Source organism: Streptomyces sp. NPDC001714 (assembly GCF_042892755.1).
GTDB lineage: Bacteria > Actinomycetota > Actinomycetes > Streptomycetales > Streptomycetaceae > Streptomyces.
In genome coordinates this window covers 114,146-128,578 of record NZ_JBIAUL010000024.1, presented here as the reverse complement: position 1 = coordinate 128,578, position 14,433 = coordinate 114,146, and the positions used below count along the sequence as shown (strand labels likewise).

The 14,433-nt window shown below is 67.4% G+C and carries 17 protein-coding genes and 1 tRNA gene; 9 read left to right on the top strand and 9 right to left on the bottom strand.

Going from position 1 to position 14,433, the window contains the following annotated elements:
- The 4 genes from ACFY0P_RS43740 to ACFY0P_RS43725 all read right to left on the bottom strand — a co-directional run bounded on the left by ACFY0P_RS43740 (nucleotide 1) and on the right by ACFY0P_RS43725 (nucleotide 2,874).
- Nucleotides 1-309, bottom strand: a complete 309-nt coding sequence (locus tag ACFY0P_RS43740; RefSeq protein WP_388927063.1) for a hypothetical protein — start codon at nucleotides 307-309, stop codon at nucleotides 1-3.
- Nucleotides 306-1,472, bottom strand: coding sequence for a hypothetical protein (locus ACFY0P_RS43735; protein ID WP_388927060.1), 1,167 nt, complete (start codon nucleotides 1,470-1,472; stop codon nucleotides 306-308). Before ACFY0P_RS43735 ends, ACFY0P_RS43740 begins: the two co-directional genes overlap by 4 nt.
- Nucleotides 1,473-1,602: 130 nt before the next feature.
- Entirely contained in the window at nucleotides 1,603-2,292 is a 690-nt protein-coding gene (locus ACFY0P_RS43730; protein ID WP_388927057.1) for a hypothetical protein, read from the bottom strand.
- A gap of 9 nt (nucleotides 2,293-2,301) precedes the next feature.
- Complete coding sequence (locus ACFY0P_RS43725) at nucleotides 2,302-2,874, bottom strand: hypothetical protein (RefSeq protein WP_388927054.1); 573 nt, start codon at nucleotides 2,872-2,874, stop codon at nucleotides 2,302-2,304.
- A gap of 311 nt (nucleotides 2,875-3,185) precedes the next feature.
- Here ACFY0P_RS43725 and ACFY0P_RS43720 point away from each other — a divergent pair, with 311 nt between their 5' ends.
- A complete protein-coding gene (locus ACFY0P_RS43720) occupies nucleotides 3,186-3,719 on the top strand; it encodes a hypothetical protein (RefSeq protein WP_388927098.1) in 534 nt (177 codons plus the stop codon).
- A gap of 921 nt (nucleotides 3,720-4,640) precedes the next feature.
- Nucleotides 4,641-5,147 carry a hypothetical protein gene (locus tag ACFY0P_RS43715; RefSeq protein WP_388927052.1) on the top strand — a complete coding sequence of 169 codons (507 nt, stop codon included), beginning with the start codon at nucleotides 4,641-4,643 and terminating at the stop codon, nucleotides 5,145-5,147.
- A 407-nt stretch (nucleotides 5,148-5,554) separates the two neighbouring features.
- Here ACFY0P_RS43715 and ACFY0P_RS43710 read toward each other — a convergent pair whose 3' ends face one another.
- A complete protein-coding gene (locus ACFY0P_RS43710) occupies nucleotides 5,555-6,169 on the bottom strand; it encodes a TetR/AcrR family transcriptional regulator (RefSeq protein WP_388927049.1) in 615 nt (204 codons plus the stop codon).
- Nucleotides 6,170-6,422: 253 nt separating this feature from the next.
- On the opposite strand from ACFY0P_RS43710, the gene ACFY0P_RS43705 reads away from it, so the two are divergent.
- Entirely contained in the window at nucleotides 6,423-6,863 is a 441-nt protein-coding gene (locus ACFY0P_RS43705; RefSeq protein ID WP_388927046.1) for an AhpC/TSA family protein, read from the top strand.
- Nucleotides 6,860-7,264, top strand: coding sequence for a nuclear transport factor 2 family protein (locus tag ACFY0P_RS43700; RefSeq protein WP_388927043.1), 405 nt, complete (start codon nucleotides 6,860-6,862; stop codon nucleotides 7,262-7,264). Before ACFY0P_RS43705 ends, ACFY0P_RS43700 begins: the two co-directional genes overlap by 4 nt.
- 558 nt (nucleotides 7,265-7,822) lie before the next feature.
- Here the strand turns inward: ACFY0P_RS43700 and ACFY0P_RS43695 are convergent.
- On the bottom strand, nucleotides 7,823-8,158 hold the full coding sequence (locus ACFY0P_RS43695; RefSeq protein ID WP_388927040.1) for a hypothetical protein: 336 nt from the start codon (nucleotides 8,156-8,158) through the stop codon (nucleotides 7,823-7,825).
- On the opposite strand from ACFY0P_RS43695, the gene ACFY0P_RS43690 reads away from it, so the two are divergent.
- The gene (locus ACFY0P_RS43690) at nucleotides 8,141-8,443 is read left to right on the top strand and encodes a DUF6083 domain-containing protein (RefSeq protein ID WP_388927037.1); all 303 of its coding nucleotides are present in this window, start codon (nucleotides 8,141-8,143) and stop codon (nucleotides 8,441-8,443) included. The two genes, ACFY0P_RS43695 and ACFY0P_RS43690, sit on opposite strands and share 18 nt — an antisense overlap.
- A gap of 175 nt (nucleotides 8,444-8,618) precedes the next feature.
- Here the strand turns inward: ACFY0P_RS43690 and ACFY0P_RS43685 are convergent.
- Nucleotides 8,619-8,679 (bottom strand) — tRNA-Ser (locus tag ACFY0P_RS43685).
- Nucleotides 8,680-8,796: 117 nt separating this feature from the next.
- On the opposite strand from ACFY0P_RS43685, the gene ACFY0P_RS43680 reads away from it, so the two are divergent.
- Complete coding sequence (locus ACFY0P_RS43680) at nucleotides 8,797-9,726, top strand: phosphotransferase enzyme family protein (RefSeq protein WP_388927034.1); 930 nt, start codon at nucleotides 8,797-8,799, stop codon at nucleotides 9,724-9,726.
- Between the two features lie 22 nt (nucleotides 9,727-9,748).
- Here the strand turns inward: ACFY0P_RS43680 and ACFY0P_RS43675 are convergent, their stop codons facing one another.
- A complete protein-coding gene (locus tag ACFY0P_RS43675; RefSeq protein ID WP_388927031.1) occupies nucleotides 9,749-10,357 on the bottom strand; it encodes a hypothetical protein in 609 nt (202 codons plus the stop codon).
- A 40-nt stretch (nucleotides 10,358-10,397) separates the two neighbouring features.
- Nucleotides 10,398-11,645 (bottom strand): hypothetical protein, encoded by a 1,248-nt coding sequence (locus tag ACFY0P_RS43670; protein WP_388927028.1) that lies wholly within the window; start codon nucleotides 11,643-11,645, stop codon nucleotides 10,398-10,400.
- A gap of 404 nt (nucleotides 11,646-12,049) precedes the next feature.
- Here ACFY0P_RS43670 and ACFY0P_RS43665 point away from each other — a divergent pair, with 404 nt between their 5' ends.
- From ACFY0P_RS43665 to ACFY0P_RS43655, 3 genes are read left to right on the top strand one after another with little or no spacing between them, the layout of a single operon-like run.
- On the top strand, nucleotides 12,050-12,613 hold the full coding sequence (locus ACFY0P_RS43665) for a bifunctional DNA primase/polymerase (protein WP_388927025.1): 564 nt from the start codon (nucleotides 12,050-12,052) through the stop codon (nucleotides 12,611-12,613).
- Nucleotides 12,600-12,914 carry a hypothetical protein gene (locus tag ACFY0P_RS43660; RefSeq protein ID WP_388927022.1) on the top strand — a complete coding sequence of 105 codons (315 nt, stop codon included), beginning with the start codon at nucleotides 12,600-12,602 and terminating at the stop codon, nucleotides 12,912-12,914. Before ACFY0P_RS43665 ends, ACFY0P_RS43660 begins: the two co-directional genes overlap by 14 nt.
- Nucleotides 12,915-12,917: 3 nt before the next feature.
- The gene (locus ACFY0P_RS43655; protein WP_388927019.1) at nucleotides 12,918-13,247 is read left to right on the top strand and encodes a hypothetical protein; all 330 of its coding nucleotides are present in this window, start codon (nucleotides 12,918-12,920) and stop codon (nucleotides 13,245-13,247) included.
- Nucleotides 13,248-14,433 lie beyond the last annotated feature (1,186 nt).

Here is a 14,433-nt window from a genome sequence, read left to right as displayed (position 1 = left end):
TCAGGATGCCCAGCGCCGGTAGGCCTCCACCCAGGCCCACCCCTCAGGCGCGCATTCGGGCACCGGTAGGTCGAGGAGGCCGATCGCCTGACGGTGTCGACCGCGTCCGCACAGGGCGACGATGCCGCTGCCGGACCGGAGCTGGACGGCGATGACGGTCACGGTGACGCCGAGTACGACTGTGTCGAACGGGAGGGCGAGGCGGTCCTCGATGACTGCCTGGAGGGCGGCGAGTTGTTCGTACTCGTCGCAGGCATCGACGATCGCCTCTGCGACCATGGCGTCGAGTGCGGCGCTGGTGAGCCTCATCGTCCGTGGCGCCTTTCCGCGCGCAGGAGTTCCGCGAGGCGGGCGCCGACGGGGGTGATGCTTGGCAGGGGCTCGTGTGTGTAGTGACTCTTCTTGCGACGGCGCAGCAGCTCCTCCCCGTCCCGCTCCCAGGTGAACGCGGGCTTGCGCAGGAGCGCGTGGAACACGGCGTCGGCGTTCTCGGGATGCCGCCGGACCAGGCGGCGGATGACCATGGGGGAGACGGAGTCGTCGTTCAGGTACTCCCGAAGCTGCGTCAGGCAGGTGCGGTTACGGGCCAGAGCGGGATCGGCGAACAGCGCGTCGAGGCGGCCGAAGTCGGCGTAGTAGCAGATGCCTTCGGTCTCGTCACAGATCACAGCGACGTCGTCCGCGTCGAGAAGCTCTTCGGGCAGACTGCTGAGTTCATCGAGCGAGGGCCCGCTGTTCCTCGCCTGCGCGGCGGCCTCGTCGTCAAGTCCGGCGAGGGCCTTCTCCTGCCGGTGACGATGATACTCCCGCAGTCGGACTTGCGCCTCTGCCGGGTCCAGGACGAGCAGGTCCGTGCCGAACAGGTCGACGAAGTCGGCACAGGCTTCGGCCTGCATCTCCCAGGCCGTGCGCAGCATCTCGGGATTGCGGCGCAGCAGCTGCGGATTGACAGCCAGGGTCTGGACGGCGACCTGCGCCAACTCCGAACCGTCGCCGGGCGGGTAGGTGGTGAGGTTGCCGCTGACCACCCAGGCGTCGGTGTCGGGGTGGACGGGCACGATGCGCGTGGCGACGAACATCCCCTTGCGCAGATTCCGCAGAGCGCGCCGCCCCAGGTTGGAGTGGACCCGGTAGACGAGGTCGTCCAGCAGGTTGTGCAGGATGGCGGCGCCTCGATCGAGGTCCTGTACCTCGAAGAGCCCCTCGACCACGTCGCGCCAGCCGAGCAGCATCGCACGTTCGTCCTCCGACAGCGGCGGCCGCCGCTGGGCCACGAACTGCTCGACGACGGTGGAGCCGTCCGCCAGCCGGTACTGCAGCGCGAAGTGATCGATCGTCTGGATGGCGGTTGCCTCGTCCAGGAAACCGAGTCGGTCCTCGGCCTCGTCGAGCCGGGCATCCAGTCGCCGGGCGAAGCGCGGCCCCTGCGCGAACGCCACCAGCTCACTCTTGAGATCTCCGCTCCGTGCCACCAGCCTCCCGACTCGGGGAGGCGTCGTGGCGGAACCGCTCTGGTCCACTTATTCCTGCCTACTCTTCAAGTCTCTGCCGTACGACGCGATCCGCCGCCTGCGAGCGCGGCACGCGTCTGGCTGGGGCGTGTCAGGAGCCGGACGGCCGGGGCCGATCCGTGAGTTGCCGGGCGAGCTGTTCGGCGTTGAGGGTGCGCACGGCGGCGTCGACGGCATCGCGGTCGGTCAGGTCGATGCCCCGCGCGGCGAGGGCGGCCGAGATCTGCTTGGCCGGACCCCATGCCTCCTCGTCGTCGAAGGCCGCGCGAAAGGCGGACGCGTACGCATCGACTGCGGCGATGACGGGAGAGATCCATGGCTCCTCGACACCGCGTTCGGTGAGCGCGAAAGTCACCCATTGTGTCAGCACGGCGGGCAAGAGCGTTCGGTGCTCCTGATCGAGTACGGCCTTGCGGGGCAGCCAGTCCTCCAGAAAGCCGGCGACCTGGCCGGGGCTCCAGCACAGCGGACCGCGGCTGAGGTAGTTCTCTCCGTAGTCCAGGAACAGATCGGCCAGCGACCTGACGGTGTCGGCTTCCTGCGCCGCATCGGTGCGGGAGGCGGTGAACGCGTCCAGCAGACGGGTGCGTTCGGCTTCGCCGAGCGGTTGGTGTCCGGGCCAGTCGGGCAGGTGGTCTCGGCAGCGTGCCCAGGCCAGGGCCCGCAGGGCGACGACGTCCTCGTCGTCCTGGCGGGGCCAGGTCATGTCCGTCAGCCGCAGTGCCAGGGCGAGATCCGCGAGCACCTCGACCGTGTCCTGTTCGGTCGGCGGCATCGGCATCTCGCCGTCCTACCGCATCGCCGCCCATGCTTCGGCCGCCGCCGGCGTCAGCAGCGCCAGCTTGTCGACCATCGTGCCGCCGACCTCGTTGATCTGCGCCATCAGCGTGTGCGGGACGGGACCGCCGTACTCGACGAACAGCACTCGCTCGCTGTCCCACACATCCTCCGCGCGCCAGGCCCGCACCGGGCGGTGCGGCGCGGCCGCGTGCCAGGCGGGCAGCGGCTGCGATCCGGCGAGGATCTCGACCGCCTCGCCGAGCATGGAGCGGCTGTCGGGCGGGCCGACCCGCTTCAGCGCGGCCACGGCGGCAAGGCCATGCGGGGACGGTGTCGTCGAAGCCCGGCCCACCACCTCAAGACACAGCGTCTGCTCCGGCTCGCGCTCCATCATTCCGGCGGCCAGCCACGCCTCACCCAGACACCCGCTCGCCCACGCCCCCACCGCGAGGACATCCCTGTCTTCCAGATGCAGCGTTCGGGCCTCCCGCACGACACGATCCGACAGTCGCAGGGGATGCGGCGAACGGCGTACGGGCTTCTTGCCGCCACCCGGCTTGCGGCGGCCACGGCTCTTCGGCATGCCATCGAGTCTGGCAGAGCAGGGTGGGACGCGGACCGGATAGTCGAGGACAGCCCTCGCCGGGGTGAGTGCGCGGGTGCACCGACGCGTTTCCAACCGCCGCCGTGGCCTGAATGGCCCTCTTTCGTCATGAAAGCTCTCCCCGCACCCTTCGATCAGGCGCGATACGCCCATGCTGCGGGACCGACGGGGAGCCGCGATGGTCAGAACCGTCTATGTACCGGTACTGCCGACCACCCGAGCCGCCAGGCGGGCGTATGAATACGTGGACGTGTCGGTAAGACGCCGGGGAAGCCGCCAAGACCGCCCTCATCGCGATCGAACTCCTCGGCGCCCTCGTCCCGTGGCGCACGCTCGTCCTCACCGCCGGCGCCTTCCCCCGGGGCATGGACGACATCGACGTGCAACCCACCCGTACCGCCGTGCGCCACGACTGGCGGCTGCACCACCTGGTGCGCACCGTCCGCCCGGAGTTGGCGAGGAGGCTCGTGTCCGGCGACTATTTTGTGGAGCACGCCTGCAGCGCCAACACCGCCCCCGTCCGGCAACCAGGCCCGGGCTGGAGCCTGCTGCGCTACACCACACCGGACGGCTTCCTCATCGCCCGAGCACCGACCAGGGGTCTCGACCACGTCTCTCGGGTACGCGCCCAGGCTCGTTGGATAGTCGAGCACAACGGCTTCCGTGAACTCGGCGATCCCGGCCACGCCGAAGGTGAGCGCTGGCTGCGAGACTGCGCGTACGGTGACGGCTCGAAGGGCTCCGGCAATGCCGAGACGTGGCTCCGAGCGGGCCATACGCAGCACATGGACTTCGTCGGCCGGCTGGTGACAGGCGCTTTGTGAGGCGCCGAAGGCGCGAAAACGAGCCCTCCACGACGAGCAGGCGTTGCTTTGTGCCAGGGCCAGGGCCAGGGGTCTGGTGGGCAGGATGGGGACGATGCCGAAAGTATGCCTCGCATGTACCCGGCAGAGAGACATCGTATTGCGCGCGCCTGGCGAGCCAGCCTGGGCAGCTTTCCCCTCCTGCGGGTTTCCGGGTGGGGATGAACCTGCGCATGGTCACCAGGTGGACATAACGTTTCTGACCTGCGGCGACGCCTGAGAGGGAGCAGATCTTTGCATCGCGAGCCTTCAGGTGTCATGCGGACATATGCGGCCTGACCGGCAGCTTTTCTTGCGCAGAGGGTTTTCCTGGGCGGGGGACTCGGAGTATGGGGCCGGGCGGAACCGCTTGTACGCGGCGGGCAGTTGGTCATTCAAACGGTGGTGCAGCTGAGCCGGTAGGCCGTGGGCACGCAGCCGCGGGTTCGCTTCCCTCGCGGGGCACAGGGACTGGGATGTTCAGAGGAAGGCGCTTGCCGGAGTGGGAACCAGCGGCTCTGCCGGACCTCGCGGGTGGAGCCGCTGCCGCCGCAGCTGGTGGCCCCGTGGCGTGAGCACATCGCCACGTTCGGCACGGCCGACGGCGGCCGGCGAGGCGCTGTGAACCCAGGTCGTGACCGTGAGTGCGGCGCCATGGGCCAGCCGTGCCCCGCCTTCCCTGGTAGCCGAGCGGCTCCCTGTCCAGTATCGGCGTGGTCCGGTGCGTTCGTCGTCTCCCCTCGCTTGCCACGACGAGATGTGGCTTGCCCGGATGCCGCGCACGCCCCACGGCCCGGGTGCTTCCTGATCGGTTCGTCGAAATTCCGGTCCGCGACCGCCCGTGTCGATGCCACGATGAGTGGGCGTCGCACCCGCACTTTTTGACCAGTCAGAGGGGGCGTCATGTTCCACAGCTCCGGCCGGCCGGGCCTTCCTGCCGATCGCAGATGGCTGGAGACCCTGCGGGAGTTCGGACGTCCGGTGGCTGTCCTCGCGCGGCCCGAGCCCGGATGGCGCCGCCTGGTGGGCCAGGGCGCGGTCGACGGCCTCCTCCAGCGGCTCGACCTCGGGTATTACGAGGAGCAGACCATGCTGGTGCAGGTCACCACGCAGCGGCGCCTGCCTGAGCACGTCCGTGTGTTCTCAACCCTGGAGCCCGATGCGCTCCTGGATGAGTTCCTCTTCAACTCGTCGCCCCACGGACCGATCCGGCTGCCCAACGAACTGGCCACCGGAACAGGCCGGCTGGTCGTGGACGGAACAGCGATCGAGGCGCAGCGGCTCACATACGGCGAACACATCGCCACCCTCGCCGCGATCGGGGAGGAGGCAGTTGCGGTCATCAGCACCGCCGCACTCCACGATCAGGCCGTCCATCTGACCCTCGACACCACTGCCGTCCCCGTCTGAAAAGGAACACCGGCCGCCGGGAGCATTCCGGAGATCACCGACAACACCAGTTCCGTGAAGGCTGAGTGGCCAGGCCGACCATCAGTTCGGCCACGGCCGGACGGTGAGCTCCGGCCACTCGTCCTTCCAGTGCGTCGGCTTGGTCTCATATGCCCTCCCGCGGGGTCAGGGCCGGGGCCCCACGACCAGCCCTTTGTCGAATCCCAGCCGGACGCCCAGACCGCATGCCATCGCAGCGAGGCCGTCGATTCCGGCCTCGGTGGACTCGCACGCGGGCGGCGGGCATGGCACCCCGAACTTCTGCTCATACCAAAGGTGCACGCGGGCTTCGTTGTGGATCCGGCGGCACTTGCCTGCGAGATCGGACAGGTAGGCCGCAATGGACCGCCGATTGAGGGCCGTTGTCGTTACCTGCGTAGGCCGCGCATCAGCGCGGCGAGCCCGCCGAAGAACTCCTGGTCGGCCCCCACGTCCTGTGCGTGGTGTGCGGTCTCGGCCAGGCGCGGGAACTCGATCGGCGGCAGAGCGGAGATGGCGACCGTACCCTCGCCCGTCAGAGGTCCCAGGTGCTCGAGCTGGATGGCCCCGATGACGTAGCTCAGGAGGGCCCGCAGTGCGATGACACGTCGTGCGCCGTCGAAGCCCGTCTCGGTGAGAACAGTGAGTACGGCCTCCGACCAGCGCAGCACCCCGCGGGACCGGTGCCGGTGGGTGATCGTCAGCGGCACGACGGCGGGATGGGCGCCGACGGTGTCGCGCAGACGCCGTACCAGGGTCTCGATCCGCTCCTCCCACGGCGCATCCGGGGGTGGCGGCTCGGTGTCGACGGTTCCGAGCACGGACTCGACGACCAGCCGTTCGAGTTCCTCGCGATCGGCCACGTAGCGATAGAGCCCCATCGTGCTCATGCGTAGTTCCTTGGCAACCGCACGCATCGAAAGGCCGGCGACACCATCGCGGTCCAGGACGGTGAGGGCGGACGAGGCGAGGTGGTCCGGGGTGAGTGAGCGGGGGCGAGGCATAACGGTTGACAGCGTACGGCATACGCCTACGCTGGTAAGCGTATGGCGTACGCCTAAAAGGAGAAGGGGGATCATGCAAACGACTCGCAGGAACACGCGGACAGAATCCTTGGGGCCCGGTGTCGTTGTCGGTGCCCATGACCTCACGGCCGTCTCCGGCGCCCAGATCGCTGTGCCCGACGGTGCCCGGCTGACACATCTTCAGTTCCGGCGGTTCGCCGGCTGCCCGATCTGCAACCTGCACCTTCAATCGGTGGTGCGACGACACGCGGAGATCGCTCAAGCGGGAATCCGCGAGATCGTGGTCTTTCACTCGCCCGCAGAGGAACTGCGGAAGCACGTAACCGACCTCCCCTTCGCCGTCATAGCGGACCCCGCCAAGCGCCTGTACGCCGAGTTCGGGGTGGAGTCGTCGCGTCGCGCGTTGCTCAGCCTGCGGGCCTGGGCACCGACCGCCCGGGCTATCCTGCGCAGCATGTGGACGATCCTCCGCGGGCGGGAGCGTCCGCCGTCCCGCAGGCCGCACGGCGGACGGCTCGGCCTTCCCGCCGACTTCCTGATCGCACCTGACGGCCGCATCCTCGCCGCCAAGTACGGCGAACACGCCTACGACCAGTGGTCGGTCAACTACCTGCTCGAACTGGCAACTCAAACGTCACTGCCATCAGGACCTCGTCCCGAAGGAGCATCATGAGTGACGGTCCCTGGCCCACCCCGGCGAAGGAACTCGCCGAGTATCTGAGGTCGTACATCCAGGAGATGGGCCTGGGCGCCGAGGACCCCGGCGTGGTCGTCGACCGGTACCAAACCCCGGACATCGAGTGGCACAACGACGGTATGTGCCTGGACCGGAACAGGTTGATCGCCCATGCCCGCCCTGTGCGGAAGAACGTGGTCGCCCTTGACGTGGAGGTCCATGACGCCCTGGTGGCCGGCGACCGCGTCGCCGCCCGGTACGCCTTGCACTCCACCATGAGGAGAGGGCGTCGATTGGGCAGCGAGATCTACCTGTTCGGGGAGCTGGCTCCGGACGGACGGCTCCGTCGCGTCTACTCCACCAGCCGCCACATGCCAGATCAGGCCACCCAGGGGTAAAGCGTCCCGGGAGACCGTGCGGGCACTCCACGGGCGTGCCATCGGCGGTGCCGACCGACACACCGCGAGTGACCAGGAGGCCGGGAAGACCCACTGAGCAGGTTTGGCCCACCGCTCGAGCAGAGGGTGAGGAAGTTGTTCAAGGCTCTGTCCGCGGCTCCGCGAAACACCGTGTCAGCAGCTGGAGAACCGAGTGTGGGCGGCGGGCCTCCCGGTGGTGGGTGTCCTGGTGTTCTACGAAGATCCCAGCACCTACAGCTGTTCCGATGGCCAGGACACGTAAACCGAGTGCACTGACGCTCCCCACGGCCACCCCACGACGCTCGGCGCTGCGGTCGGCGGCGGGTTCGCTGGTTCGAGTGCGGCGGGGGACGCGGAACGCGGGCGCGGGGAGGACCGCTGGTCGAACGTGGGCAGCTGGTGATCCAGACCGTGGTCCGGCTGAACCGTGCTCCATGACAGCGAGTCGACCCTTGAGCCGAGGGCGGTCATCGAGCGGCGGGTCAGCGCTAAGGCGGCGTGCGCGCAACCCGAGCGCCGTTGCGGATCGTCCACGCGCTACTCGGGATTGGCGGCCATCAGATCGTGCTCGCGAGCGGGTCGGATACGCGCGAACCAACGGGCGGACTCCTGATCCCCGAGCAGGCGATCGAGGGCGAGCATGGGTTCCATGTGCTCGTAGACTCGCCCGTTCGCCCAGCTGAAACGGCCCCGAGGCGGATGGAGCACGATCACGTGGGCGCCTTCGATCGCAGGGATGTCTGCGGGTATCCCCTCGGGAGAGATGTACTCGCCCTGGGCGTCGAAGAGCCGGAACCGGCGCACCATGGCGTTGACGGGACCCACGGCAGGTACTGCGGTCTGCCACAGGAACGCGTGGCGACGATCGAACATGACTGGGTGCTGCTGGAGCCCGACATGGCTCCGCTCGCCCACCTGGTGCCGGCGGAGTACCGGTGGATCGAGGCGTCCGACGGGCGAGTGGCGGTGTACGGCGTCTGTCCTGCCGAGCCGTTCCAGCGGTGCCGCATCGAGCATCGTCTTGCCTGTCCCGAGCAAACCCTGCCGGACCTGTGGCCGTGGCTGACGAGTCTGCGAGGGGAGAACGCGTGGCAAGCCGAGCGGTTGAACGAGCCCGAGCCGCCCCGCCCTACCGAGGAGTGGCCGGACGCCGGGTAATGGGCTTCGGCTGAATCGGTGGGCTGACCTGGGGCGATGCTCCAAGATCCTGTCCACAAATAGTCCACAGAGGCCGTCATAGTGCTGCTCAGCGCCGCATACGCCTGCACATGCAAGAAGACCCCGGCCTCAGCGTTTCCGCTGGTGACGGGGTCTTTGGGCACCTCATGCAAGGTGCCCCCGGCAGGATTCGAACCTGCGCACACGGCTCCGGAGGCCAGGTAGGACCGGGGGGCCACTGGTGCCCTGACCTGCGGCGGAGGGTGCCGCCGGTTGGGGGCCGAGCAAGATCATTACGCCCCTATTACGTAGGCAGCCTGTCGGGCGCTGGGTCCGGCCCGTATGGTCGAGACATGATCTCGGGCAGCAGCGGGGGACCGGACAGCGGCGGCACGGAGTTCACGGCGGAGGGCCTGGAGCCTGTTCTCCAAGAGGCCTGTGCGACGGCCGGGCTCGACTCCCGCGGCGCCGAACTGCTGCGCCTCGGTTCGAACGCGGTCTACCGCCTCACCTCGTTACCCGTCATAGTCCGCATCGCGCGTGATCCAGCGGTCCGCGCGGAGATGGAGCGGGCCGTGGGCGTGGCTCGGTGGCTGGAGACACAGGACTTCCCGGCCATGCGCGTGCCGGCCTCGACGGCTCAGCCACTTGTCATTGCTGGCCGAGTGGTCACCTTCTGGGAGAGCGTCCAGGAGCGCGAGGAGTACGCAACGGTCGCCGAGTTGGCGGACTTGCTCCGCCGTCTGCACTGGTTCGAAGAACCCGAATCCCTCGGCCTGCCGTACTTCGATCCGCTGGCCAAGGTGGCGGCGTCCCTCGAAGGGCTGGACGGCATCTCGGATGAGGACCGGACGTTCCTCGATGAGCGAGCGGCAAGGCTCGCCAAGGAGTACGACCGGCTGGACTTCGTTCTCCCCTTCGGCATGATCCATGGCGACGCCAGCATCGGGAACATACTTCGCCATCGGGACGGGCACGCGGTGCTCATCGACCTGGACGGCTTCGCCCTCGCGTCGCGTGAGTGGGATCTGATCCAGACGGCGATGTTCTACGACCGGTACCGCTGGCACACCGAGGCGGAGTACGCGGAGTTCGTGCACCGGTACGGCTTCGACCTGATGAACTGGCCCGGGTACGAGACGCTCGCTGACCTGCGTGAACTGATGATGGTCGCCTGGCTCGGCCACCAGGTCACGACCAGCGACTCAGCCGCGGCGGAATTTGCTCGTCGGGTGCGGTCCCTTCGGACCGGGGAGGGACGAGACGAATGGGGCCCGTTCTAGTGAGTATCTATACTGCTGGCCCCTAGCCGACGGCTAGGATTTCACCGAGTGCTGCCCTTGCGGTCTCAACGAACAGGTCCAGGACGTCCTTGTACTCCTGATCGCCAACCGCGAATGCCGCACGTATTTCGGTCTCCCTTTGCGGGCTCAGATTGTTGGTAAGCGTACCCTCTACGAGAGTGGCAACACGTTCGTATTCAATCTCCATGATTTCTAGGCAGCGGACAGCAACAGCGGAGACCGCTTCTGGACCCTCTAGTTGGACCGTGTGACTTGCTTGATTGGCCACGCTGCGCGCTTGTCGTGCAGCGGTTCTCTTCTCCTGAGCGTCAGACGTGGAGGAGGACCCCGATTGCAGCACGTTGAAATACTGCCAATTTGCTTCACGCGCTTGGGTCATGGCAGTCAGTAGCGACTGATACGCGGCCAATCTTTGCTCGCGCAGCCATTTCTTATGTTCCGCATGAAGCTCGCGTATGTGATTGCGCTCCTGAACGGACTCGTGGTGCACTTGCTGTCGCTCAAGAGCTTTGTCTTTGCGCTTATCTGAGCGGGCATTGATGGCTCCAGTCAGGCCGACGCCCAGTAGAGCTGAAGCAGCTGTAATGATGGGAGTCAGCAGGTCACCCATTAATGGATCCTCTCTCCTGGCTTGTTGATCTGGGTGAGAATTAGACTGCCGAGTTTGGAGCTGTCGCTATCCATAGCCTGTGCTCCCTGATCTGCTCGGTAAACGTCTGCACGTCAGCGCTGCTGCTGGCCGCTGCGAGGTTCTGCCGGAACTCGGCGAGGTAGCTGACGCATCGCGCCGATTTGAGCTGCTCGCCCAGGTCCAGGGCGTCGAGGGCCACGCGGCAAGCCTCCTCGACGTCGCCGGCACGTAGGTGGGCGTCGGCGAGCACCATGGTTGCGAAGAAGTCGCTCCGGACGTGGCTGCCGCTCATGGCGTTCTCGGCATGGGCGACGGCCTGCCGGGCGCTGTTGACGTCACGGAAGCAGTGGGCGGCCTCTGCGGCAAGCTCGGCCTCGTCGAAATAGCTGATCCACTCGGGCTCGTCGTCGCTGTTCCGGCTCTCCAGTGCTTTCGTAGCCGCGCTCAATGCGGCTTCACAAGCCCGAACGTCCCCGGTCCGGGCAAGCGCGCGTGCCTCCATGGCGTGGAACTGGGCGCGAAGCGTGGGCGTGGCCACGGGAGAGATACCCATGAGAGCAGCACGGGCGAGCGTCGCGCCCTGCGTGTATCGGCCGAGGAACGTTGCCTGATGGCTCATGGCGGACAGGATGCTTCCGGCGAGCCGGCGGTCATTGGCGTCCTGGGCCAACCGGAGAGCTTGGAGGAAGTACCTCTGTGCCAAGCCGTGCCGACAGGCGTCGTAGGACATCCAACCGGCCAGTAGCGTTGCCTCCGCGACGGTCGAGAACAGGGCCCGGCCGACCTGCTCGGTGTATTGGCCGCGCAGCAGCGGCGTCACTTCGGTACTGAGGTACTGGATGGCCGAGTGCCGCGCGTGATCGCCGCCGAATCGGTCGTCTAAGTCGGCGAACATGTCGGCGGTGGTCTTGATGGCGGCTACGTCCCCGAGACCGACGCGCAATCCGCTCTGCCGCTGCCGGGGAACGGCAGGCTCGGGCGCTACCAACCACCGGAGCGAAGCTTCGCTCCAGGCCGGTTCGGAGGGCTCGGCCTGGAGCAGGGGCTCATATCGGTTGAGATCTGCTCGCCACAGCTGACCGACGACTTCGATGGCACCCTCGGGGCTTGCCGGATAGCTGGCGTCCAAGAGCCCCGTGTCCCGCTCGCCTTCGTGGTTCAGCCCGAGTTCGGCGGCGCTGAGGTCGTACGCCTCGCACAGCAACGGACCGTAGAAGTCGTCCGGTGCGCTGTGCCCGTTCTCCCAAGTGGCAATACGCCGCTTCACGCTTGCATCCGACGGGAGCTGGTGGCCACGGCGCGTTGCGGCCTGGCGGAGTTCGCGCACCAACCGCGGCTGACTCCAGCCTCGACTCACACGGGCCTGCCGTAAGCGAACGCTGGTCGGCTCCATCGAAGACGTGACCGTTCCCTCTCCACTGGCTCACGGGTGCGACTTTTGGGACGCGTGACTGCTTGCTCCTACGACCGAATGTACGCGCTGCTCATCGCTGAGCGCTGCCCGTAATCGGAGATCGTGAGCGGTTGCAACATGACGGGGGATGACGCGTGTCCGGGTTGCGCGTCATCCCCCGTCACCTCTCGTCATCTGCCCCGGCCAGGGTGGTGACCCTGAGTCTGGACACAGGGCGGCATCGCGGCCGCAACTGAGTCTGACCGAGGTGAGATGACGTGCAGAGGATGACCAGGAGAGGCATGGAATGGCTCTCCGCGGCGGCTGACGATCCGGTGGGGTGCCGTGCTACCTGGAGTGACGACCCCCGCGCACCGTACATGCTGCCGACCGGACGCTACTTCGACGTGGTGACGGTGGACCAGCGCGTCGGCATGGAGACCTTCGATCAACTACTCCGCCGGGGGCTGCCGTTCGGCCCCACCGTTCTCGATCACAAGGCACAGCGTGTCGGCTTCTTCCTGGGCTCGCAGAGCCAGGAGAGCTTCCTCCACTACCTCGCGCAGGAAGAGGGCACTGCACCCGCTTACCGCTACCTGAGCCGCGGCTCCGCGGTCGTCGTCCCTGGCCCCATTCCCCTGCGCGGTGACCGTTACGAGTGGCTACGCGCGCCGGCCCGGCGGCCAATGGCCAACCCCCTCCGTCCTGTAGCCCTGGCGACCATGCTCGTTGCCTCCGCCGAGTTACTTGCTCGCGTGGACCGATACGGCGAGCGCTACCTGGCCGCGGACACCTTCGGCTTCTCCGCGATCGAGGGGGCGCCGATCGATGCGCCGGGATGACGCCACCGACCGGCACGACGCTGCCACCTGGTCGCCGCTGGACAGCGACGGTTGGTACGCCGCGCGCAACGCCACCTCCGCTCTGAGGGACGCTTTGATCCGGGCGGGCCTGGAGAAGGACTTCCCGTATCTGCGGGCCGAGTTGAATGCCTTCGGGCACGGCCTGGTCGAACTCGGGCGCGTGTCGCCGGCCACCGCGGAGCGGCTGGCGGAACTGCTGCGGCTGGCGCTGGGTTCGGGCGCGCAGCGTCTCGGGGAAAGCAGCGACGAAGAGACCGAATCTCGTGATGCAAGGGGCTGAACCATGACCAACCGATGGGGCGTAGTCGCCAAGCGCGCGGAGAACCTGATGCCCGGCGTCCCCTACGTCCGAGGCTGGGCACAGGCTCGTCGTAGCGCCGGCACCTTGGCTGCGCAACTGACAACCCTGGGCTTGGAGTCGGACTTCCCCGGCCTCACGGCTGACGTGAACGTCTCGGGCGACGGTTTGGTACGCCTGGGAAGCATCCGTCCCGAGGCAGCGCTGATGCTGGCCGAACTGATCGTGTCGGGCCTAATGGCGGAGACGGCTACCCATGCTGATACGACGGCGGAGGGGACGAGGGCTGCCGGCCGAAGCTCGTCCGCTGCCTAACCAATTCGGCTTCGAATCTCCGGCTGGTCGCGGTCTAAGCGTGCTCCTGCGACCGGCCGGCTCGCCCCGTACGTCGCTGTTTCCCCCGGCGGATGACGTGCGGGGCTTCTTGCTACGCGCCATGACCCTTTCGCTGTTGGTCTGCCGCTCGGCCGGGACCGGCGCCCCAGCGCCGCAGCCCGGACGGAGCGGCAGACCAGAACGCTCGGCGACTGGCTGGGACGCTCGTAGCTGACCTGTATGGGACATCAGCTTGGGAAGCTTAGGTTTCTTGGCGGCGGTTGCTGGGCTGACCTGCGGCGCAACGGTGTAGGTGCCTAACGCCCCCAGCTTGCGTTCCCCGGTGTTCCCCGTGGCTCCCCGCATGACCTGGCACGGTTCTGGCACGTCTGCCGGGGTGCCGGCCACGGTGACAAGGGCGTTGTCAGTGGGGGGTGTTAGCTTCCGTGGCAGAGATGAGCCGGTTCGATGTTCTCGGTGAAGAACACGGCGGCCAAGGGGGGTGGCCGGATAGGGGTCCCCCAGACCACTGGGTCCCGGGATGCCGAATGGCTCCGCACCCACCCCCCTCACAACCTTCTGATCCGTAGCTCTAGCCGGATCGGTCAGCGGCGGTCATACCAGCCGCTACGCGGCCCCGGACGGAGCTACCGGACGCGGGCGATTGCTGGGGTTGCGGTACCTGGCTGCTGTACCGCAGGATCCCGGCGGGGGTGTCCATGGAACGGCATGTGCTGGAATCGCTGTTGGCCGGTGACGATGAGGCGTCCGTGAGGGGTCTGGCCACCCTCCGCAGCGGGGCCACCTACTGGGTGGCAGACCGGGCACAACCCGCAGGCCAGCATGCCGGAGTCTTCAAGCACCGACTTCAGCGCATGCGGATGCACGGACTCGAACCTCTTGGACTGGAACGAGCAGTGCAGCTCGTCCGCGAACATGGCAGGCCTGTGCGCACAGGGCTGATCGATTCTGCCGATCGGACATGGACCACCCTGCTCTTCCTCACCGAGGACGGCAGCACACTAGTTGCCTGTGCCGGCTGGCCGTTGCCGCTTGTCAGGAAGCCGCCGCTTTAGGAGTTCGCTCACTGGATCACGCGACATCCCAGAAGGGGCGCTCGCGGCCGCCCGGCATTCCAGCTGAGGCCGTCGTTGTCCGCCCTGGTCCGGCGCCGTTGATGTCAGCT